Annotated in this window: 20 protein-coding genes; 8 read left to right on the top strand and 12 right to left on the bottom strand. The window is 65.1% G+C overall.

What is annotated here, in order from left to right; genetic code table 11:
• Window positions 1–74 precede the first annotated feature (74 nt).
• The 8 genes from bktB to FJ977_RS26095 all read right to left on the bottom strand — a co-directional run bounded on the left by bktB (window position 75) and on the right by FJ977_RS26095 (window position 9092).
• Entirely contained in the window at window positions 75–1259 is a 1185-nt protein-coding gene (gene bktB, locus FJ977_RS26130; protein ID WP_140775038.1) for a beta-ketothiolase BktB, read from the bottom strand.
• Window positions 1260–1509: 250 nt separating this feature from the next.
• Window positions 1510–2280: an enoyl-CoA hydratase-related protein gene (locus FJ977_RS26125; RefSeq protein ID WP_181180072.1), complete on the bottom strand. Its 771-nt coding sequence runs from the start codon at window positions 2278–2280 to the stop codon at window positions 1510–1512.
• On the bottom strand, window positions 2277–2882 hold the full coding sequence (locus FJ977_RS26120) for a 2-hydroxychromene-2-carboxylate isomerase (protein ID WP_181180071.1): 606 nt from the start codon (window positions 2880–2882) through the stop codon (window positions 2277–2279). Before FJ977_RS26120 ends, FJ977_RS26125 begins: the two co-directional genes overlap by 4 nt.
• 4 nt (window positions 2883–2886) lie before the next feature.
• Window positions 2887–4494 (bottom strand): carboxyl transferase domain-containing protein, encoded by a 1608-nt coding sequence (locus tag FJ977_RS26115; protein ID WP_140775035.1) that lies wholly within the window; start codon window positions 4492–4494, stop codon window positions 2887–2889.
• 2 nt (window positions 4495–4496) lie between these two features.
• Window positions 4497–4994 (bottom strand): biotin/lipoyl-containing protein, encoded by a 498-nt coding sequence (locus FJ977_RS26110; protein WP_140775034.1) that lies wholly within the window; start codon window positions 4992–4994, stop codon window positions 4497–4499.
• 2 nt (window positions 4995–4996) lie between these two features.
• Complete coding sequence (locus FJ977_RS26105; RefSeq protein WP_140775033.1) at window positions 4997–6484, bottom strand: biotin carboxylase N-terminal domain-containing protein; 1488 nt, start codon at window positions 6482–6484, stop codon at window positions 4997–4999.
• Window positions 6481–8313, bottom strand: coding sequence for an acyclic terpene utilization AtuA family protein (locus tag FJ977_RS26100; protein WP_140775032.1), 1833 nt, complete (start codon window positions 8311–8313; stop codon window positions 6481–6483). Before FJ977_RS26100 ends, FJ977_RS26105 begins: the two co-directional genes overlap by 4 nt.
• A complete protein-coding gene (locus FJ977_RS26095; protein ID WP_140775031.1) occupies window positions 8310–9092 on the bottom strand; it encodes an enoyl-CoA hydratase-related protein in 783 nt (260 codons plus the stop codon). The genes FJ977_RS26100 and FJ977_RS26095 overlap by 4 nt, the downstream gene beginning before the upstream one ends.
• 223 nt (window positions 9093–9315) lie before the next feature.
• On the opposite strand from FJ977_RS26095, the gene FJ977_RS26090 reads away from it, so the two are divergent.
• Both FJ977_RS26090 and FJ977_RS26085 read left to right on the top strand, forming a co-directional pair.
• Window positions 9316–10524: an acyl-CoA dehydrogenase family protein gene (locus FJ977_RS26090; protein WP_140775030.1), complete on the top strand. Its 1209-nt coding sequence runs from the start codon at window positions 9316–9318 to the stop codon at window positions 10522–10524.
• The gene (locus FJ977_RS26085; protein ID WP_140775029.1) at window positions 10521–11387 is read left to right on the top strand and encodes an SDR family oxidoreductase; all 867 of its coding nucleotides are present in this window, start codon (window positions 10521–10523) and stop codon (window positions 11385–11387) included. The genes FJ977_RS26090 and FJ977_RS26085 overlap by 4 nt, the downstream gene beginning before the upstream one ends.
• A gap of 13 nt (window positions 11388–11400) precedes the next feature.
• Here FJ977_RS26085 and FJ977_RS26080 read toward each other — a convergent pair whose 3' ends face one another.
• Both FJ977_RS26080 and FJ977_RS26075 read right to left on the bottom strand, forming a co-directional pair.
• Window positions 11401–12399: an NADPH:quinone oxidoreductase family protein gene (locus FJ977_RS26080; RefSeq protein ID WP_140775028.1), complete on the bottom strand. Its 999-nt coding sequence runs from the start codon at window positions 12397–12399 to the stop codon at window positions 11401–11403.
• The gene (locus FJ977_RS26075; protein WP_181180070.1) at window positions 12396–13061 is read right to left on the bottom strand and encodes a TetR/AcrR family transcriptional regulator; all 666 of its coding nucleotides are present in this window, start codon (window positions 13059–13061) and stop codon (window positions 12396–12398) included. The genes FJ977_RS26080 and FJ977_RS26075 overlap by 4 nt, the downstream gene beginning before the upstream one ends.
• 243 nt (window positions 13062–13304) lie before the next feature.
• Here FJ977_RS26075 and FJ977_RS26070 point away from each other — a divergent pair, with 243 nt between their 5' ends.
• From FJ977_RS26070 to FJ977_RS26045, 6 genes are all read left to right on the top strand, one after another.
• Window positions 13305–14381, top strand: coding sequence for a phosphotransferase family protein (locus FJ977_RS26070; protein ID WP_140775026.1), 1077 nt, complete (start codon window positions 13305–13307; stop codon window positions 14379–14381).
• Window positions 14378–14851 carry a hypothetical protein gene (locus FJ977_RS26065; protein WP_140775025.1) on the top strand — a complete coding sequence of 158 codons (474 nt, stop codon included), beginning with the start codon at window positions 14378–14380 and terminating at the stop codon, window positions 14849–14851. Before FJ977_RS26070 ends, FJ977_RS26065 begins: the two co-directional genes overlap by 4 nt.
• Before the next feature lie 126 nt (window positions 14852–14977).
• Complete coding sequence (locus FJ977_RS26060) at window positions 14978–16588, top strand: AMP-binding protein (RefSeq protein WP_210243869.1); 1611 nt, start codon at window positions 14978–14980, stop codon at window positions 16586–16588.
• 111 nt (window positions 16589–16699) lie between these two features.
• Complete coding sequence (locus tag FJ977_RS26055) at window positions 16700–17902, top strand: acyl-CoA dehydrogenase family protein (protein WP_140775024.1); 1203 nt, start codon at window positions 16700–16702, stop codon at window positions 17900–17902.
• Window positions 17899–18357 carry a MaoC/PaaZ C-terminal domain-containing protein gene (locus FJ977_RS26050; protein WP_140775023.1) on the top strand — a complete coding sequence of 153 codons (459 nt, stop codon included), beginning with the start codon at window positions 17899–17901 and terminating at the stop codon, window positions 18355–18357. Before FJ977_RS26055 ends, FJ977_RS26050 begins: the two co-directional genes overlap by 4 nt.
• The gene (locus FJ977_RS26045) at window positions 18354–19361 is read left to right on the top strand and encodes a hypothetical protein (RefSeq protein WP_210243868.1); all 1008 of its coding nucleotides are present in this window, start codon (window positions 18354–18356) and stop codon (window positions 19359–19361) included. Before FJ977_RS26050 ends, FJ977_RS26045 begins: the two co-directional genes overlap by 4 nt.
• A gap of 74 nt (window positions 19362–19435) precedes the next feature.
• Here FJ977_RS26045 and FJ977_RS26040 read toward each other — a convergent pair whose 3' ends face one another.
• Both FJ977_RS26040 and FJ977_RS26035 read right to left on the bottom strand, forming a co-directional pair.
• Window positions 19436–20146 carry a TetR/AcrR family transcriptional regulator gene (locus FJ977_RS26040; RefSeq protein ID WP_181180069.1) on the bottom strand — a complete coding sequence of 237 codons (711 nt, stop codon included), beginning with the start codon at window positions 20144–20146 and terminating at the stop codon, window positions 19436–19438.
• Window positions 20146–20979, bottom strand: coding sequence for an enoyl-CoA hydratase/isomerase family protein (locus tag FJ977_RS26035; protein ID WP_140775021.1), 834 nt, complete (start codon window positions 20977–20979; stop codon window positions 20146–20148). Before FJ977_RS26035 ends, FJ977_RS26040 begins: the two co-directional genes overlap by 1 nt.
• Window positions 20980–21059 lie beyond the last annotated feature (80 nt).

Genomic DNA, 21059 nt, shown 5'->3' with positions numbered 1-21059 from the left:
TCGCCAGCGCGGTGCGTGGGCGGGAGATCTGTTCCTGCCGAGACAGAGACAGGACGGTGGCCGAAAGCCGCGGCTCAGATCCTTTCTACAGCCAGCGCTATGCCTTGCCCGCCGCCGATGCACATGGTGATGAGCGCGAGACGTCCCCCGGTCCGTTGAAGGTAATTGATTGCCTTGACGGTCAGGATCGTGCCTGTCGCGCCGACCGGATGGCCGAACGCGATAGCGCCCCCTTCGGGGTTCACCTTGGCAGGATCCAGTCCGAGTTCGCGATTGACCGCCAGGGCCTGCGCGGCAAACGCCTCGTTGGACTCGATCACGTCGAAATCCTCGATCTGAAGCCCCGAGCGGGCGAGAAGCGCGCGCACCGCCGGCACCGGACCAATGCCCATGATGCCCGGCTCGACGCCGGCATGCGCGTAGGCCGCGATCCTGGCGAGCGGCCTTGCGCCGCTGCGTTTCACATAGCCCTCGCCCGCAAGGATAACGGCCGCGGCGCCATCGTTGATGCCGGAGGCATTCCCCGCCGTAACCGAGCCGTCCTTCTTGAAGGCCGGTCGCAACGCCGCCAACGATTCGGCCGTCGTGCCCGGCTTTGGATGTTCGTCGGTCTCGAACCTTACCGTCTTGCGGCCAGCCGTGACGTCGATCGGCAGGATCTGTTCCTTGAAATGGCCGGCGTTGATCGCCTCGGCGGCGCGGCGCTGGCTCTCCAGAGCGAAGGTGTCCTGCTGTTCGCGCGATATGCCGAACTTCGCCGCCACGTTCTCGGCCGTCATGCCCATGATGCCGCTGCCGAAAGGATCGGTGAGGACGCCCGTCAGGCCATCGGCCATGGAGACATCCCCCATCTTCTGCCCAAAGCGCCCGACACCAAGATAGTGCGGCGCCCTGCTCATCACTTCCGCGCCGCCGGCAAGCGTCACATCAGCGTCACCGAGCATGATCGACTGCGCCGCCGACACGATGGCCTGCGCGCCGCTGCCGCAGAGCCTGTTCAACGTCATGGCAGGTGTTTCCTTGGGAATGCCGGCGTCGATCGCCGCCACGCGGGCGAGATAGGCATCCTTCGGTCCGGTCGGTATCACATTGCCGAAGACCACATGGCCGACTTCGGAAGGCTCGATGCCGGCGCGCTTGATCGCTTCGGCGGCTACCCTGGCGCCAAGCGCGGCCGGCTCCTCGCCGCTAAGCGTTCCACCGAAAGTACCGATGCCGGTACGTACGCCCGAAAGGATGTAGGTCGTCTGGATGGTCATATGCTGTCACCGTTCCTTCTGGCATCCTGGGGATTTTTCATGCGCCCGGTCTCGAGATGGGCGAGCAAACGCGGATAGAACGCCCGCATGCGAAGACAGCGTCATCGAGCAGCGGCGAAAGCGTGGCGAGGTTCACCGCTCTTTCGAGCGGCCCGCCGCCCCCCGCGTGCCGGGCGGCGAACTCGCGCACAGCGGGATCGTCGCTATCGATGAAGCGGGGCGGTCTCAGCGCTGTCTCCATTGCCGGATCCTACTCTTTCCGCCGGGCGAAAAACTCCGCGATGCGCGCCTTCATCGCCGGAGAACGGCCCGCCTCGCCTTGCAGATCCTGCTCAAGTTGAAGCTGTTCGCTCGCGCCGAAATCAGCCGCGCCCGCTATCAGTTGCTTGGTAGCCGCCACCGCCTGCGCCTCGAGAGCCGCGAGCCGCGCGCAAATCGCGAGAGCGGCGGCATGCAGACCGTCGTCCTCCACGATCTCCCAGACAAGGCCCCATTGCAGCGAGCGTTCCGCTGTGATCCGGTCCCCCAACAACATCATGCCGGACGCGCGTACGCGGCCAAGGATGCGCGAAAGAAAAAGCGTGTTGCCGGCATCGGGCACGAGCGCGATGCCGACGAAAGGCTCGTAGAAATAAGCCGAGCGGGCGGCGATGACGATGTCGGCGGCGAGCGCGATACCCACGGCAGCGCCGGCGCAAGGGCCGTTCACGGCTGCCACGATGGGCAAACGCGACGCCCGCATTGTCTCGACGAGGGGGTTGAAGTGGCGCTCCAGCACATCGTCGAGCGCGGGAGTCTCGCCCGGGTCGATCGTCGACAGGTCGTAGCCTGCCCCGAACGCCCTTCCTTCTCCGGTTAAAAGAACCGCCCGCACATCGCGATCGGAGGCCGCTTCGGTGATCGCGGCACGCAGTTCGTCGGCCGTTTGGTTGCGATAGGCATTGAGCTTCGCCGGTCGGTTGACCGCGACGCGCGCGACCCCGTCGGACACGCTGTAGCTCACGTCTTCGTACCGGTTCATCCACCACCTCCTGCCAGGAACCATCGCAGTTGCGGAAGCCTATCGGCCCCGAAGAACCCTTCTCCGTCGACGAGGATGTAGGGCGAGCCCACGACCCCTGCGTCGATTGCCTCGCGCACGGCGGCCTCCAGGCGCGTACGGCCGAGCTGCCCGTGCATCGCTTCAAGCGCCTCCGCCTCGGAAATGCCAGTCTCGCTGGCAAGGGCGACAAGCGTTGCTTCGTCGGAAATGTCCTCGTGCTCCACGAAAAAAGCGTTGAACAAGCGCCGCGCCAAGACGTCGACGAGCTCCCGGGCAAGCCTGTCGCAGCAGCCGTGGAACAGACGCGCCGCGAGGTGGGATGAGAGCGGCAGCTTCACCGGATGGCGATAGGGCAATCCATGAAAAGCGGCAGAGCGCCGCATGTCCTTGAGGAAATAGTCGCGCTTGGCCGGCGGGTCCATCGGCGCCTGTATCCCAAGCGCCTTGAGGACCGCCCACACCAGGATCGGCCGCCGCTCCACCGGCCGCCCGAATTCCTCGCCGATCCGGTCGATCTCAGCGGCCGCGAAATACGCGAATGGCGACGCGAAGTCGAAATAGAAGCGGATGGGCCCGGCCACCTGCCTAGAACCTGAAGACGCCGTAGCCCGCCTCGCCCAGCGGCGCGTTGAGCGAAACGGAGATCGCGATGCCCAGCGAATTGCGCGTGTCCAGCGGGTCGATGATGCCGTCGTCCCAAAGTTCGGATGTCGAATAGTAAGCCGATAATTGCTCCTGGTAGGCGGAGCGGGTCGCGTCCCAGACGCGCCTGACTTCCGCCTCGTCGACGGTTCCTCCGTTGCGCCGCATCTGGTTCACCTTGACTTCGGCAAGCGTGTTCGCCGCCTGATCGCCACCCATAACGCCGATCTGGTGGTTCGGCCAGGTGAAGAGAAAACGTCCGTCGAAGGCGCGTCCGCACATGCCGTAATTGCCGGCGCCAAACGATCCGTTGCACATGACGGTGAATTTCGGCACCCGGCTGCAGGACTGCGCCATGATCATCTTGGCGCCGTCCTTGGTGATGCCCTTGCGCTCGTATTCGCGTCCGACCATGTAGCCGGTAATGTTTTGCAGGAACACCAGCGGCGTGTTGTTCTGGTTGCAAAGCTCTATGAAATGGCCGCCCTTCAGGGACGAGTCGTTGAACAGCACGCCGTTGTTGGCAAGGATACCGACCTTGAAGCCCCATATGTGCGCGAACCCGCAAACCAGCGTGGTGCCGTAGTTGGGCTGATACTCATGGAAGCGGCTGCCATCGACGATGCGGGCGATGATCTCGCGCATGTCGAAGGACTTCTTGATGTCGTCGGGAACGATCCCGTAAATCTCCTGCGGGTCGTAGGCGGGGTCCTCCGGCGTTTCCCGCTGGCAATCCCACTTCCTGGGTCTGTCCCACTGCGCGACGATCTCGCGCCCGATATGAATCGCCTCCTGCTCGCTCGATGCGGGATAGTCGGCGGTACCCGAGACGCTGGTGTGCATGTCGGCCCCGCCGAGTTCCTCGACCGTGACCTCCTCGCCGGTGGCAGCCTTCACCAGCGGCGGACCGCCCAGGAAAATCGCCCCGGTCTTGCGCACGATGACGCTGTAGTCCGACAAGCCTGGAATATAGGCGCCGCCCGCCGTGCAGTGTCCGAACACCAGCGACAGCTGCTTGACCCCGAGCTTGGAGAGGATCGACTGGTTCCTGAAGATGCGGCCCGCCATGTACTTGTCGGGAAACACCTCGGACTGGAGCTGCAGTAAACCACCGGCGGAATCGCACAGATGGATCACGGGCAGCCTGTTCTCCATCGCGATGTCGAGCGCGCGCACGATCTTCTTGGCTGTCAGCGGATACCAGGCGCCGCCTTTCACCGTCGGGTCGTCGGCGCGCACCACCACCTCGCGCCCCGAGACGATGCCGATGCCGACGATCGAGGACGCGGAAGGCGAATCGCCGTCATAGGCCATGTTGGCGGCGAGCGAGGAAAGTTCGAGGAAGGGCGTGCCGGGATCGAGCAGCTTTTCGATCCGCTCCCGCGGTCGCATCTTGCCCTGGCTGGCCAACCGGTCGAGGTCGCGCGTCGGCCGCTTGTACCGGCTGGCCTCCTGCTTTTCGCGGAACTCGGCGACAAGCCTGCGATTATGCGCGTCGTTGCGGCGAAAGTCCGCCGATGATGTGCTGAGCGCGGACTGGATCTTGCGCATGGTCAGACGTCCTGTGGCTCGAGCATGGCGACGACTTCGTCCTTCTCGAACGTGGCGCCGGAACTGCGCAGTATCTTGGCGACCACTCCGTCGCGCGGCGCGGACAGGACCATCTGCAGCTTCATGCTTTCGATCGTCAGGATGGGTTCTCCACGGACGACCTTGTCGCCGACTTCGCGATGGACATCGACGACGGCGCCAGGCATCGGCGCCTTGATTGCATCCTGCGGGCCTGCTCCGCCCGCCTCGCCGGCGAAGGGATCGACCATGCCCACTTCAAATGTGCGGCCCGCCAGCCGGACGATCTGCCGGTCGTGGAAACCGGCGCGCGCGAAAGCGACGCTGTGCCCGGCTATGCCAAGCACGCGGCGCCCGTCCCCGACATCGGCCACCTGGTCGATTTCGTGCTCTCGGCCGTCGATCGAGATCACCAGGTGCGGCCGCCGGCGCACGATCGTCACTTCGTGGGTATGGCCGTCCAACGTCAGCCTGAAAACCATGCTCAGTTCCTCCAGCCGCCGATGGCCGCGTAGGGCTCGGGCGTGCGGATCGCGAGTTCATGGAAATCGCGGAAGCCGAGCGCCGCCGCCGCCAGCACCTGGACGCGCAGGGCCTCGCCGACCGGAGCCGGCGCCAGGGCACCGCCATGCTCGGTCACAAAGGCTGTATGGAGATCGCCCGCGCGGAACGAAGCATGGCCGAGGACCCGCATCAGATAGTCGACATTCGTCCTGACGCCGAGCACGGCAAGCATGTCGAGGGCGGCTATGGACCGCTCGATCGCCTCGTCGCGGCTTGCGCCGTGAACCACCAGCTTGGCGAGCATCGGATCGAAGTCCGACGTCACCTTCCTGCCCTGGTCCAGCGCGTTCTCGAAACGGAGCCAAGGCTCCTCGGGCACCCCGATATACGCGATCGTGCCCGTCTCCGGCATGAAGTCGCGTTCCGGATCCTCAGCGCAGATCCGGCACTCGATCGCATGTCCGCCGATCTTCGCCTCGTCCTGCCGAAGCGGCAATCCCTTGCCCGCCGCGATCTCTATCTGCGCGCGGACAAGGTCGAGGCCGGTGATCATCTCGGTCACTGGGTGTTCGACCTGGAGGCGGGTGTTCATTTCGAGGAAGAAGAAGCGTCCATCCGCGCCAAGGATGAACTCGACCGTTCCTGCATTGCTGTACTTGGCCGCGGACGCAAGGCGCACCGCGGACGCACAGATCTCGTCGCGCAAGCCGGCGGGCAGGTTGGCGGCTGGTGCCTCCTCGATGATCTTCTGGAAGCGGCGCTGCACCGAGCATTCCCGCTCGAACAGGTGGATCGCCCCGCCTTCGCCGTCCCCAAGCACCTGCACCTCGATATGGCGAGGGCGCTCGACATAGGTTTCGGCATAGATCCGTCCGTCGCCGAAATAGCGCTGTGCCTCGCTGGCCGCGAGGGCGGAAGCGCGGTGCAGTTCGCCGGCTGAGCGGACGATGCTCATGCCCTTGCCGCCGCCGCCGGCCGCGGCCTTGATGAGCAACGGAAAGCCGATGGTCTCCGCCTGCCTCGTGAAGTCCTCTATACTGTCCGTCGGCATCACGGATGGCGCGACCGCGACGCCGTTCGCCGCCGCGAAATTGCGCGCCGAAATCTTGTCCCCCATGAGCGCGATTGTCTCGGAATCCGGACCTATGAAAGTCATGCCGGCCTGCGCCACGGCGGCGGCAAAGCGGGCGTTCTCGGACAGGAAACCATAGCCGGGATGGATGGCGTCGGCTCCGACGGCAAGCGCCGCCTCAACTATCCGGCCGATGTCGAGATGAGCCGCGACAGGCGTCTGACCCTCGATCTCGACGGCTTGTGAAGCCATGCGCACATGCCGGGCGCCTGCCTCGACACGATGATGGATCGCCACGGACTCAATGCCCATGGCATCGAGGGTCCGGAAGACGCGACAAGCGATCTCACCCCGATTGGCAACCAGGACCTTCTTGAACAAAGGGGTCTCGCTCATGGGGCGACATCTTCCTGCCAGGCAGCCAACGGTCTGTCCAGGTCGAGCCAGACGGCGGGAACCTCGATCGGGATATCCATCAGGATTTGCGCCAAGGCCTTGCCCTGCGGATCATGGCGCAGCGAGGCGATGCCGCCCCCGCCGAGACCCTGATGCAGGAGGAAATTCAAACCTTGCAGTCCGGGCCAGTCGTAGCGGACCACCTTGCCATTGGCGAAATGCGCGAAGTAATGCCGCACGGCTTCCTCGGTCAGGCTGCGGCGGATCCATGGGAGATAGTCGCCACGCCTTGCCAGAACGCCGATATTGCCGATGTCGCCCTTGTCGCCGCTGCGACCGTGGGCAAGCGCGATCAGCGGGACGGCGGCGAGAGCAACGCCCGCGGCATCCGCGTCGGAAACGCTCGTCGACCCGCGAACAGACAGGCTTGCGCCGTCGTTCGGGGTGAAGGGGGCGACGACAAGGCTCGTGCCGCCGATCTCGACCGTCGCCGCGATGTCCCCCTTGGGAACGAGGAAGGAGAACAGCCGGATGACCGGCTGCGGCTCCGGGCGGCCGCCCGCGAAGCCGGTGATGCCCTGCGCCATCGCGGTGGCGGCCGGATAGATCTCGCGCGCGAATATCCCGAGCGCATCCTTCTGCGGATGGCGGACGCCGATCTTGAGGATCACTTCGCGCGCGCCGGTCGCGCGGGATTGGGCGCCGTAGTTCGATTCAGCGCCCAGCAGCTCGATCGACGTCTCGGCGAAACCGCCGAACCCCGCGGCGTGCATGAGCCGCTCCGACCGTTTGAGGATCGCCTCGCCCGTTGCCCTCGCCTTTTCGGCGGCATGACGTCCCGCTATCATCATGGTGGCGCCGGCGCGGTAACCGTCCGCATAGGTCGCGCTTGCCTTGTAGCTTGCGGTGGGCGCGGCGCCCCGGGCACCGGATACGCGGACACGCTCGGACCCTGCCTCCTCGAGCTTGACCCCGCTCCAGTCGGCGACCACGTCAGGCAGGATGTAGCGGCTCGGGTCGCCCACCTCGTAGACGATCTGCTCCGCCACCGTGCGCGGCGTGACAAGCCCCCCGGTTCCGGCAGGCTTGGTCAGGACAAAGCTGCCGTCGGCCGAGCATTCCGCGATCGGAAAACCCATGTCGTCCCAGCCTTCCACCTCTCGCCAGTCGGTGAACACGCCGCCCGTCGCCTGCGTGCCGCATTCGACGACATGGCCGGCCAGGCTGCCGGCGGACAGGAGGTCATAGTCGGTCGGCCGCCAGCCGAACTCGTGGATGAGCGGCCCCCGCACGATGGCGGAGTCGACCGCGCGCCCGGTGATGACAACATCAGCCCCGGCATCCAGCGCGGCCGCAATCGGAAAGGCGCCAAGATAGGCATTCACGCTCGAGAGTGACGCCGGCATCGGCGCGTCCGAGAACATCTCGCGAATGCCCTCGGCGCGATAGCGGTCGCAGGAGGCGGACAGATCGTCGCCCAGCACGACGGCGATCTTCAGGTCCACCCCCGCTTCGGCGAAGACGGCCTGCAAGGCTTCGCGACAGGCAAGGGGATTGATGCCGCCAGCGTTTGTGACCACCCGGATTCCCCGCTCCGCGATATCGCGCGCCAAGGGTTTCATGACCATCGAAACGAAGTCGGTGGCATAGCCGAGTTCCGGCCGCTTCGCCTTCATCCGCACCAGGATCGACATGGTGATCTCGGCCAGATAGTCCATGACGAGATAGTCTATCCCGCCAGAGCGGACGAGTTGCGCCGGTCCGTCCGGGCTGTCCCCCCAGAACCCGGCGCCGCAACCGATGCGAACGACACGGCCAGCCGCGCTCATTCCGCGGTCCATTCCGGCGCGCGCTTCTCGTTGAAGGCTGAAAGTCCCTCGCGGGCGTCCCGGGTCCGGACCATGTTGGTCAGCATGAACTGTGCGTATTCGAGCGCGCTGTCCGTCGACATCTCCCGGATCTTTGCCAACGCCTGCTTGCCAAGGCGGATACCTGTGGGCGACTTGTCCACGACACGCGCCAGCAGCCAATCGAGCCGGGTATCCAGCTCTGCGGCCGGCACCGCATAGTTGACCAGATTTTCGGCGGCGGCCGCGCCGGCCGTCATGGCCTCGCCGGTGATGCAGAGCTCCATCATGCGGCGATAGGAAACCGTTCGCAGCAAATAAGGCAGGATCATCATGGGAAAGAGCCCGACCTTGACCTCAGACACACCGACCAGCGCATCCTCGCGCGCCACGACCAGGTCACACGCACAGACAAGCCCGAAGCCGCCCGCTAGCGCGTGGCCGTTGACCCGCGCAATCAGCGGCAGGCGGCAGGCATCCATCCGCCGCAGCAACCGCGCCACATAGTGGCGCGGATCGGCTGCATCAATGGTGAACGGCGTTCCGTCCGCCTGCAATTGCAGGTCACCGCCAGCGCAGAAGGCCTTGTCGCCGGCCCCGGTCAGGACCACCGCGCGTACATCGCGATCGGCTTCCGCCATGTCGAGCCCCGCCTCGATACCGCGCGCCACGGCCTCATTAAGCGCGTTGCGCCGCGCCTCGCGATCGATGGTGATCCACAGGGCCGCGCCACGGCGCTCGATTTTGACCGGCTCCTCCACTCGTCCTCCTTGGTCGCTGGCATCGGCAAACACATAAATGAATTGAATTCATCAGCGTTGTCAATCGCGGCAGCAAGAACATTCCTGTGAAATTTTGGCAATTGCACTATCATACGCCCTGGTGAATGGCCGGTTGACAAGCTCTTCATCATCTGATGATGAAATTGTCTCATTAACGTCTGATGCAGATCGGAACCTTTGGACGAGGGAGGAAGGACGCCAGATGAGCGACGCCACGGGACAGACTGATCCGGCCGCCCGCTTCGGTCTCGACGCCGAACAGCAGATGATCCTCGACAATGCGGATCGCTTCGCGCGCAACGAATTCTATCATCTGTCCGAGCGCATGGACGCGGAGGAGTGGTGGCCCGAAGACGTGTTCCCGAAAATCGGCGACAACGGCCTGTTCGGGATCACAATTCCGGAAACCTATGGCGGCGGCGGGCTCGATCTCGTCGCGGCCGGGCTGGTGCTGCAGGGCTTTGCCCGGTGGAACCATGCGATGGCTCTTGCCTGGGTCGCGCATGACAATTTGTGCGCCAACAACATCTACCGTAATGGTAGCGAGGACCAACGGCGGCGCTACCTGCCGGACCTTTGCGCCGGACGCAAGATCGGCGCGCTGGGGCTGACCGAGCCGGGGGCAGGGTCCGACGCGCTCGGCGCCATGCGCACGACCGCTCGCCGCGACGGCGGCCACTACGTCCTGAACGGCAGCAAGATCTACATCACCAACGGGCCGGTCGCCGATGTGCTGCTGATCTACGCCAAGACCAGCCGGGACAAGGGGACGCACGGTATTTCGGCCTTCATCGTCGAGAAGGGCATGCCGGGCTTCACCGTCGCCCAGAAGCTCAACAAGATGGGATATCGCGGCAGCCAGACCGGCGAGCTTCTGTTCGAGGACTGTCGCGTTCCGGCCGAAAACCTGGTCGGCGGCGAGGATCGCGGCGTTGCCGTCGTGATGAGCGGCCTGGACCTGGAGCGCGCGATGATTGCGCCGCTGTGCCTCGGCGTGGCCGAGCGCGCGCTGGAGCTCTCGGTCGACTACGCCAAGACACGCAGGCAGTTCGGCAAGCCGATCGGCTCTTTCCAGATGGTCCAGTCGATGCTGGCCGACATGTATGTGCAGGTGGAAACCGCGCGCAGCCTCACCTACCGCGTCCTGGCCGCGGCCGCGCCGCTGGAAGTCGGCGGAGGCGGCCGCGGCGACATCCACATGCTGACGGCCGCATCGGTGATGTACGCGGCGGAGGCCGCCCACAAGGTGCTCGATCTCGCCGTGCAGATCCATGGCGGAACCGGCTATATCTGGGAGTCGGAGATCAACCGCCTGTTCCGCTCCACGAAGCTGATGGAGATCGGGGCCGGCACGACCGAGGTTCGCAAGATGATCATCGCGGGCGAATTGCTGAAGGGGATGGACCGGTGAGCGAGCTTGAAGCCGAACCTTTCGGGTTAACCGAGGCCGAACTCGCCGAACACCCTACTGTCTTTGCCGGCGGCACATTCGCGGGCAAGGTTGTGGTGGTATCCGGCGGCGCCGGGGGAATCGGCCGCGCGACAGCCTGGCTGTTTGCCCGGCTCGGGGCGCATGTGGTGGTTGCCGGACGCAGCGAGGGCAAGGTCGCCGATGTTGTCGGCGCGATCGGCGCGCGCGGTTTTCCGTGCAGCGGCCATACGGTCGATATCCGCGAGCCGGACAGCGTCGCGGCTTTCTTCGATCGCGTCTGGACCGACCATGGGCGCATCGACGCACTGGTCAACAGCGCCGGCGGCCAGTTCCCGCAACCCGCGATCGACTTCAGTGTGAAGGGCTGGAACGCCGTCATCAACACCAACCTCAACGGCACATGGTTCATGATGCAGGCGGCCGCGCGCAAATGGCGTGATGCCGGCGCGGCAGGCAACATCGTGAACATCGTTGTCGTGACGACCCACGGCCTCTACGGCGTGGCGCATTCGATCGCCGCCCGATCCGGCGTCATCGGATTGACACGTAGCGTGGCGGTCGAGTGGGCGCCGCTCAACATCCGCGTCAACTGCGTTGCTCCGGGAGCAATCGAAACCGAGGGCTGGAAAGTGTACACGCCAGAGGCGCGGGCGGCTTATCCGCGCTCGAACCCGATGATGCGACCGGGCGACGTCTGGGACATTGCCGAGGCCTGCGTCTATCTGGCGGGGCCGTCGGGCAAATACATCACCGGCGAGCTGCTGACGGTCGACGGCGGCAGTCAGCTCTGGGGCGAGACCTGGACAACCGGAAAGCCCGACTACTTCAAGACGCCGGAATAGTCGGTCCCCTCGCTCAGGGGACGGTCACCACGATCTTCCCGCTTGCCCGGCGCGCCGCCAGTTCGGTAATCGCGTCGGCACCGCGTTCCAGCGGAAAACGGGCTGATACGACCGGCTTCACATGGCCCTGCCGGTAGAGCGCGAAAAGCTCGGCCAGCGCCTCGCGATGACGCCGCGGGTCGCGCTCCATCGCCGCCCCCCAGAAGATGCCGAGCACATCGCAGCCCTTGAGCAGCGGAAGGTTGAGCGGTATCCGGGCTATGCCGGCCGGGAAGCCCACGATGAGGAAGCGGCCTAGCCAGGCAATGCCGCGCAGGGCAGGCTCGGAATAGGCTCCGCCGACCGGATCCAGGACCACGTCCGCCCCGCCGGGGCCGCAGACCTTCTTGAACTCGGCCGCGAGGGCCTTCTGACCGTCGCCTTCCGTCAGCCGCGCATCGTACACAACGCCCGCATCCGCGCCGAGGCTGATGGCAAGGTCGACCTTCTCCTTGCTCGATGCCGCGGCAACCACGCGCGCGCCGAGCGCCTTGCCGATCTCGACGGCGGCAAGTCCGACGCCTCCGGCGGCCCCCAGAACAAGCAGCGTCTCTTTGGCCTTGAGGCCGGCACGGTCGACCAGCGCGTGGTAGGATGTGCCGTAGGTGAGCAGGAAGGCCGCCGCCTCGTCGAGAGGCATTTCGTCGGGTATGCGGGCGCATCGCCAGGCGTCCACCGCCACCTTCTCCGACATCGCGCCCCAGATCGTCATCGCCAGGACGCGGTCGCCAGGCGCGAAATCCGTGACGCCCTCTCCCACGGCTTCGACCGTTCCAGAGAACTCACCGCCGGGGGCGAAGGGCCGCTCGGGCCGGAACTGATACCGATCGGAGATGATCAATGAATCCGGAAAATTGACGCCGACGGCGGCAACGCGCACAAGCAACTGGCCGGGCTCCGCGGCCGGCTCGGCGACATTCTCCAGCACCAGCGTATCGGGACCGCCGGGAGCCTTGCTCAGAAGGGCTTTCATGATTTGAACACCGTTCCCGTGACGAGTTTCATGTAGACATCGACGACAAAGGCCGGCGGCCGCGTGAAATGACCGTCGACAAAGCAGAACCGCGCGCTGAGATACTCGCGCGACGACAGCAGCATCTGCACCACCACCTCCAGTTCCTCCGGATCGGTGACGATCAGGTTGCCGCGTTCCAGTTCGAAAGCCAGCGCGCGGCGATAGCTTGCCGTCTGCTGGTCGAGATGCCGCCGGAAGCCGAGCGGCGCCTGGACGGGCCCCTCGCTGAGTATCTTGAAAAGGTGCGGCGCCGTCTCGAGAAATTCGAAGAAGGCGCTGATGCGCGCCCGTTCCCGCTCCAGCGCGTTGTCGGGCGCCGCGCGGACACGCGCCCTCACCATGTCGTGCAGCTTGTCGCTGATCGCAGGCAGCAGCTGATCCAACAAATCCTGCCGCGATTCGAAATAGTTGTAGAACGTACCCTGCGCGACCTCGGCACGAGATGTGATGAGCGCCACCGAAGTCGCCGCATAGCCGGATTCGCCAACGATCTCCACGGCGGCGTCGAACAGGCGGCCGCGTGTCGCCTCCGCCTTTTCCGCGCGCGTCAGCCTGCCCTTCGTGCCTTTCGCTGGCGCGGCATGACTTCCGGATTCTCCCAGTGTGGCGGGACCATTCATGACGGAAAGCCTAGGTGCGGCCAGCCAGCCTGTCAAATAAAATGAATCATGAACCATGAGTCATTTTTGTTTACAACAGCGAAAATCCGGTTAGCATGATTTGCATCGGAGGCGGTCGAGGAGGATCGCCATCTCCGGCCGCGCCCAGGCGCTGTCCGGGCGGAACCCGTTTCCGGGCAAGCCGCGCTGATCGAGGGAGGAGGCCCCTGTGAGCATGAACGCATCTGCAGGCGATCTTCGCGCATGACCGCCCTTGCCGTCGGCCAGCAGCAGGTGTCGCGCCTGTTCGACGCGACGGATGTAGACGCGGTCCGCGCGGCTCTCGCGGATTTCGTGCGGGTCCAGACGAACGGCCCGGTCGAGATCGGGCCGCTGCGCCGTTTCACCGTCGGTTTTTCCTGGGTCACCTATGGCTTCCAAGCGAAATGGAGCGAGGGCGGACAGGTCCATCAGAAGGACCTCATCTTGAGGGTCGGCCCTCCGACCGGCATCTTCGGCCCCTACCGCGCCTATCCCGAGTTCGTCACCTTGCGCGCGCTTGCCGGCAGCGCGGTGCCGGTTCCACGGGTCTACTGGCACAGCGACGACGATTCTGTCCTGGGCGCTCCGTTCTTCGTGGCCAGCCTTGAGCCTGGCGAGGCGCCGATACCCTGGACGAAAGACGGGGGGCCGGCCTTCGACGATGCGCGACGGGCCGTGCTCGGCGAGCAGTTCGTCGGCGCTCTGGCAGCCCTCCATGGGTTTGAATGGCAGCGGACCCCCGTCGCGAATATCGATGGAACGAAGGATGTCCGGCGCGCCGCCGTCGATCAGGTGGATCACTGGATGGGCCTGCTCGCCAGATGGTCCCCGGAGCGCGTACCCATGCTTGAAATGGCGGCGCTGTGGCTGCGCGAGAATTCGCCCGTCGCGAGACGGATCGCCATCACTCACGGCGACTACCGGATCGGCAATTTCCTGGTGGTGGAGGACCGTATCACCGCGATCCTCGATTGGGAGCTTGTCCGCCTTGGCGATCCGGTCGAGGATCTGGGCTGGATCTGCCTCCAGGCCTGGCGGGGACGCTCGCCCTATATGTGCCATCTGTTCGAGCGAGAGGAATTACGCGACCGTTACGCGGCGCTCTCCGGCCAGGAGGTAAGCCTGGCCGACATGGCCTACTGGGAGGCGTTCGGAACGCTGAAGCTCGCCGTCATGCATTTCGGCGCGACCGATTGTTTCGCCCGGCGCGGCTTCAACGATCTGCGCATGGCGGGCATGGGCGCGCAAATTCCCCGCATGCTCCTCCAGGTCGAGTCCGCAGTGGAGCGCGCCTCATGAACATCCCTCTTTCACGCCTCATCGAAGGTATCATCGCGACCATGCGCAGCGACGTCATTCCGCATGTCGGCGATGCCTACGCGCGCGGCCAGGCGGTCGGCGTGATCGATCTGCTGAACAACATCGCTCCCCGGGTGGAATGGGCGCAGGCGCCCCTGGCCGCCGCGGTCAGGCAGAAAGTCGACCTTCTGGAGAGTGTCTCCGGGGTCATTCCCGAATCTGCCGTCGATGCTGTCGGAAACGATGCCTCGACCGCGGAGGCGCTCCTGGCGCGCAAGGCGGAACTCGATGCGGCGCTCGGGGACGTGCTGGCGCAGGCATGGCCGCGCCGCAGCGAGGAGGATTCCAGCCGGGCCGTCGCCGCGATCAAGGCACATCTGCACGCCGAGGCGGACGCCGAGTTGAAGAAGACGCGCAAGCCTCTGTTCGCGGAGATCGCCGGCGGCAAGGACGGCGCGAAACACGACTAGACCAATTCCAGGAGAAGCGTGGAACGGTTTTCCGTCCGGGATTGTGTAGGAATAAACAGTTGGGGAGTTCGGCGTTTCCATGAAACTGCGAGCTGCCCGTCAAGTCGCTGCAGGGAGGCGGTGACCATGGTCAGTCATCTCGATCCAAGGATGCCGGCACCCGAAGCCTGCGTTCAGCGTTACATGCTGGAACGCTGGGCGACGACGCAGCCGGACAAGATATTCGCGATCTTCGCCGACGGCTCGCGATGGACCTATGCCGAGACACTCGCAAGCACCATCCGCACGGCGAATGCGCTCAAGGCGCTGGGCGTTCGGCAAGGCGATCGCGTTCTGTGCTGGCTGCCGAACGGGGCCGACTGCCTACTCTCCTGGCTCGGGCTCAACTACCTCGGCGCGGTGTTCGTGCCGATCAATCTTTCCTATCGGGGCAACATCCTGGCGCACACCGTCAAATTGTCGGAAGCCCGGCTGGGCATCGTTCATGCCGAGTTGCACCAGAGGCTGGGCGATGTCGAGCGCGCCCGACTGGAGCAGATCGTGGTGCTTGGCGGCAAGGGACACCCGGTCCCGGGCCTGAGGGTGCACCAGGCCGAGAGCTTCACCTCGACCGACGACAACCCGCCGGCGCTAGAGCGGCCGATCGTGCCGTGGGACATGCAGGCGATCGTCTTCACCTCCGGCACCACCGGCCCCTCCAAGGGCGTGATGTCGTCCTACATGCATATCTACAGCATGGCCGTCTCCGCACCTTTCCTGGGCAGCGACGACCGCTATCTCATCCACCTGCCGCTCTTCCATTCCGCCGGCGTGATGCCGATCACCGCGATGCTCATCCATGGCGGGTCGGTCGTTGTGGTCGAGGCGTTCAGCACCGAGGACTTCTGGCCACTCGTGCGTCGCACCGGCGTCACCACGGCCATCCTGCTCGGCGTCATGGGCGGCTTCCTCCTCAAGCGCCCTCCGAGCGGGGACGACAGGGAGCACACGCTGCGGACCTGTACCTACGTGCCGCTCAACGAGACGGCGCTGGAATTCCATCAGCGGTTCGGCACCGAGATCCACACGCATTTCAATATGACCGAGATCTCGATGCCGATCGTCTCCGAGGCCAACCCCAAGGCGCTCGGAAGCGCCGGCAAGCCTCGCGCCGGCGTCCAGGTCAGGATCGTCGACGAGAACGACTGCGAGGTTGATGTCGGCGCCGTGGGCGAACTGGTGGTTCGCACGGATTGCCCGTGGGCGATGAACCACGGCTATGCGCTCGATCCTCAGGCGACAGTAGCCGCCTGGCGCAACGGCTGGTTTCACACCGGCGACGGCTTCCGGCGCGATGCGGATGGCAACTTCTATTTCGTCGACCGCCTGAAGGATGCAATCCGCCGCCGTGGCGAGAACATCTCCTCCTTCGAGGTTGAATCCGAGGTCCTGGCGCATCCTTCGGTACGCGAGGCCGCGGCGATCGCGATCAAGAGCGAGATCGCCGAGGACGAAGTCCTGGCGGTCGTGTCCCTGAAGGACGGCGCCACGCTCGACCCCGCCGAACTGATAGAGTTCCTGCGACCGCGCATGGCTCACTTCATGATCCCTCGCTACGTGCGCGTGGTGGAGGCCCTGCCCCGCACCCCGACCGCAAAGATCGAGAAGATCAAGCTGCGCGAATTCGGGATAACCGCCGACACCTGGGACCGTGAAGCCGCGGGGATCGTCGTCAAGCGCGAAAAGATCGGCGCCTGAAGCAGTCGTGCCCGATGCGCGGTGGCCCGAGAGGATGTCGCGCATCAGAACAAGAACCTGAGGCGAAGCCGGCGCGACGGTACCGGTCCTCTTCGACGGAGTCAGCCGTTCATGTTTGCAGAGCTCTCGGCGCATGCCGCCGCCATTCGAGACCGTCTCGTCGATTTCATGAACGAGCACGTCTATCCGAACGAGCGTGAATTGCTGGCGCCGCCGCCGGAAGACGAGCGGTGGGCGCCGCGACCGCTCGCCATGGCCCTCATGGCCAAGGCCAGGGAGGCCGGGCTGTGGAACCTCTTCTACAACCACGGGCCCGAGGGCGCCGGCCTATCCAACTTCGAATACGCGCAGCTCTGCGAGATCTTCGGCCGATCCCTCGCCGCGCCGGAACTGTTCAACTGCAATGCGCCCGATGTCGGCAACATGGAGCTTCTCGCCGCCTATGGCTCGCAGGAGCAGAAGGATCAATGGCTGCGTCCGTTGCTCGCCGGCGAAATCCGGTCCTGCTTCGCGATGACCGAGCCCGCGGTAGCGTCCTCCGACGCGACCAACATCGAAACGCGTATCGAGAGCGACGGCAACGACTATGTGATCAACGGACGCAAATGGTGGGTGACCGGCGCGCCGTCGCAACGCTGCAAGGTCGCGATCGTCATGGGCAAGAGCGACCCTTCCGCGCCCAAGCACAAGCAGCAGTCGATGATCCTCGTGCCGATGGACACGCCTGGCCTGACGGTGGTGCGGCCGCTCACGGTCTATGGCTATGAGCATGCCCCGCTGGGTCACGCCGAGGTCGATTTCAAGGACGTGCGGGTCCCGGCGCGGAACATGCTCCTCGGCGAGGGGCGAGGCTTCGAGATCGCACAGGGTCGGCTGGGTCCGGGCCGGATCCATCATTGCATGCGTTTCGTGGGACTGGCCGAGCGAGCGGTGGAGAGCATGTGCAGGCGGGCCAGAAGCCGATCCGCTTTCGGTTCGACGCTTGCCGAGATGGGCGGCGTGCGCCAGGCCATCGGCCAGTCCCGCTGCGAGGTGGAACAGGCGCGGCTGGTCACGCTCAAGGCCGCATGGATGATGGACAAGCTCGGCAACAAGGCCGCCCGCAACGACATCGCGGTGGCGAAGATCGTCGTGCCGAGCCTGGCCGGCGCCGTCATCGACCGCGCCATCCAACTCCACGGCGGCGCGGGCCTGTCGCACGACTTCTTCCTCGCCGAGGCCTTTGCCGAAACGCGCTTCCTGCGCATCGGCGACGGACCGGACGAGGTGCATCGCGAAGCGCTGGCGCGCGTGGAACTGGAGCGACATAAATGAACACTGCAGGAACTCCCCTGGTTCAAGGGCTCACCGCCGAGTCGGCGGGGCGCACGATCGGCGAAGGCGACGTGAATTTGTTTGCCGGACTCGTCGGCGATTTCACGCCCATCCACGTCGACGAGACGGCGGCGGCCAGGTCGCCGCACGGCACGCGCATCGCTCACGGACCCCATTCGATGGCGACGGCGATCGGCATGGCCACTCATACCGGCCTGTTCGGTGAACGCGTCATAGGCCTGGTCAACCTGAATTGGGACTTCTTCGGCGCGGTGAGGCTGGGCGACACCATTCGCTCGAGGGTGACCGTGGAAGCATTGCGTCCGACATCGAAACCCGGTCGCGACCTCGCCACCTACGCGTTCGAGGTGCTCAACCAGAACGACGAGATCATACAGCGCGGCCACCTCAAGGTGATCGTCCGCGCCGACAAAGATGAGGAGACTCAGCCGTGAAAGACGGCCAATTCGTCATGCTGCCGCGGCACGAACTGCCGCATGAGCCGGACGGCTCACGGAACTTCAACGAAAGCGTCTATACCAACGCCTTCGACACCGCCTCGCCGGTCGGAGGGTGGATGCGCCTCGGCAATCGCGTGAACGAAGGATATGCCGAGCTTTCGGTGTGCCTGTACCTTCCGGATGGCCGCATCGCATGCCAGTTCGCCCGGCCGCAGATCACCAGCAATGACCGCTTCGACGCCGGTGGCCTGTCCTACGAGGTGATCGAGCCGCTGAAGAGCGTTTCCATGACTTATTCGGGCGACCTCATCATCGTCGAGGACCCGGAGGCCCTCCGCGATCCGGCAAGCCTGTTCCAGGGCGGCCAGAGGCTACCTGGACGCGCGCATTGGGTTCATGAAGCCGAATCCCCTGTTCACGGCGGCGAGCCCGCCGACGACAGCGTCCAGACGATGTACGGACGCGATTTCTCCTTGGGCCATTTCAACCAGCACGGCCGCGCCAGGGGAGAGATCCGTGTCGGCGATCAATCCTGGACGATCGACGGTCGCGGATGGCGCGATCATTCCTGGGGCCCGCGCTACTGGCAGGCGATCTATTTCTATCGCCTGTTCATCGCCAATTTCCCCAATGGCGACGGTTTCATGCTGCTGAAGATCACCGATCGCGCCGGCCGGGTGCGACGCGAGGGCGTCCTGCTCGTGGACGGGCGCTACGAGCCCGTGCTCGATCTCGACGTCTCCACCGAATGGACCGGGGATCGCGATCCCGCCTTTGTTCGCCTGGGCGTGCTCACCGCCAACCGCAAGGCCCGGATCGACGCCGAAATCCTGCAACTGGCGCCGTTGCGGAACCGGCGCCGGGCCGGCGATGAAATCCTTCTCTCGCGGATCGCCGAAGGCTTCACCCGGTTCCACTGGAACGGCCAGCAGGGACGCGGCATGACTGAGTACATAGAGCGGCTGGAAGACGGCAATCTTGCCGGGTTCCCGCTCTAGACCAGGACAGGCTCTGAAAGCCGCGAAAATCTCCCGGTCACGGCAGTGGCCGGCAGGCATCGCACCCGTGGGTTTCAGGGATTCTTGCCGCCCGCCAGACTTTCCAGGCGCGCCACCGCCTTCTCGATCCGTTCGGCCACATCGGCGCGACCGGACGCAGGGTCCGGCCCCAGCTTGCGCAGGCCACTGAGGATCAGTTCGACAATCGCGTCGGCGGTCGCGTCGGGGTCGAACTCGCCTTCGCCGCGCAGATACGACCATGTTCGGTGCTCCACGCAGCCGTAGATCATGTCCCTGACGAGCGCCAACGAAACATCGTCGCGCAGTTCGCCGGCATCGACCCCCTCGCGCACGATATCCAGCGTACGGCGCGTGTAGCGGCGGTTCAGTTCGTGGACGGCGGTGTGGCTGTAGTCCTTGCCGGTGCGCAGGAACTGGAACATCAGGTTACACAGCGCCGGTTCGTCGTGGATCGTCTTCAGGTGGCGCCAGATCATGTAGCGCAGACGGTTTCGAGTGCCCGTAATGCCCGCCAGACGCTGGTCGTAGTCGGCCAGCATGCTTTCGTACCAATCCTCGATGACCTTCACCAGAAGATCGCGCTTGTTCTCGAAGTATCGGTAGATGCTGCCTTCCACGACATTGGCGCGCTCGGCTATATCGGACAACGGCGCGTCCTCATAGCCCTTCTCGCGAAAGACCGACCGTGCGGCAGCCATGATGTCGGAGACGCGGCGCTCCTTCGAAAGCCGGAAAACCTGTCGGCGTGCGGTGCCGTTCGTCATCAGTCCCCTGCCCGGAAGCTCGGATTCCTTTTTTCCGTGAAGGCGGCCATCCCCTCCCACCATTCGGTGCCGGCGGCGGCGGACGCGACGGCGTCGAGCGCGATCTGGTCCGCTTCCTGCCCTCCCACGGTCTCGCATCGGTACAGGGCGCGCTTCGTCTCGGCAATCGAAATCGGGCTGCAGACCAGGAAGCGCCTGGCAAAGGCCTCGGTCGCCGAGGCCAGCTGATCGGCGGGGTGGAGCGATGTCGCCAGCCCGGCCGCAAGCGCCTCCTTTGCGCTGAGTTGATCGCCGAGCAAGGCGATTTCGAGGGCTTTCGCGCGACCGACCACACGGGCCAGCAACTGCACTCCTCCCGCAGCGGCGAGCGCGCCGATCCTGGTCTCGGTCAGTCCCATTCGTGTATGGTCGGCCATCAGCCGGAAATCGCAGGACAGAGCCAGTTCGCAGCCGCCCCCAAGCGCGAAGCCGTTGATCGAGGCGATGGTGACGCAGGACGCGTCGCGAACCTTGCTGAATACGTTCAGGATGGCGACCACATAGTCGTCGCGTATGGCGCGCGCGTTGCGATAGAGCGGCGATTGCGGATCGGTGAAATAGGTGATCTGCGCGCCGCCGCAGAAGGTGCGGCCCGATCCGGTGAGGATGAGGACGCGTGCCTTCCGCGCGCTGACTTCGCGCAGGAGGCGGCCCACCATGTCGAGGAAGTCGAATGTCACGGTGTTGTGGCTGTCGCCGCGCGTGAAGGTTATGCGCGCAATGCCCTCGTCGATCCATTCCAGAACAGCGGGAGCTTCCTGCGCGTTCCGCTCGTCCAACCTCGACCCTGTCACCCTTAACCTCCGGCTCTACCCTGCCTGGAGCATGATGCCGAAAGGTGTGAAGCGGCTTTCGACGACATCATGCCCTATCT

The organism is Mesorhizobium sp. B2-1-3A (genome assembly GCF_006442655.1).
Lineage (GTDB): Bacteria > Pseudomonadota > Alphaproteobacteria > Rhizobiales > Rhizobiaceae > Mesorhizobium.
This window is presented reverse-complemented; position numbering and strand designations above follow the sequence as displayed.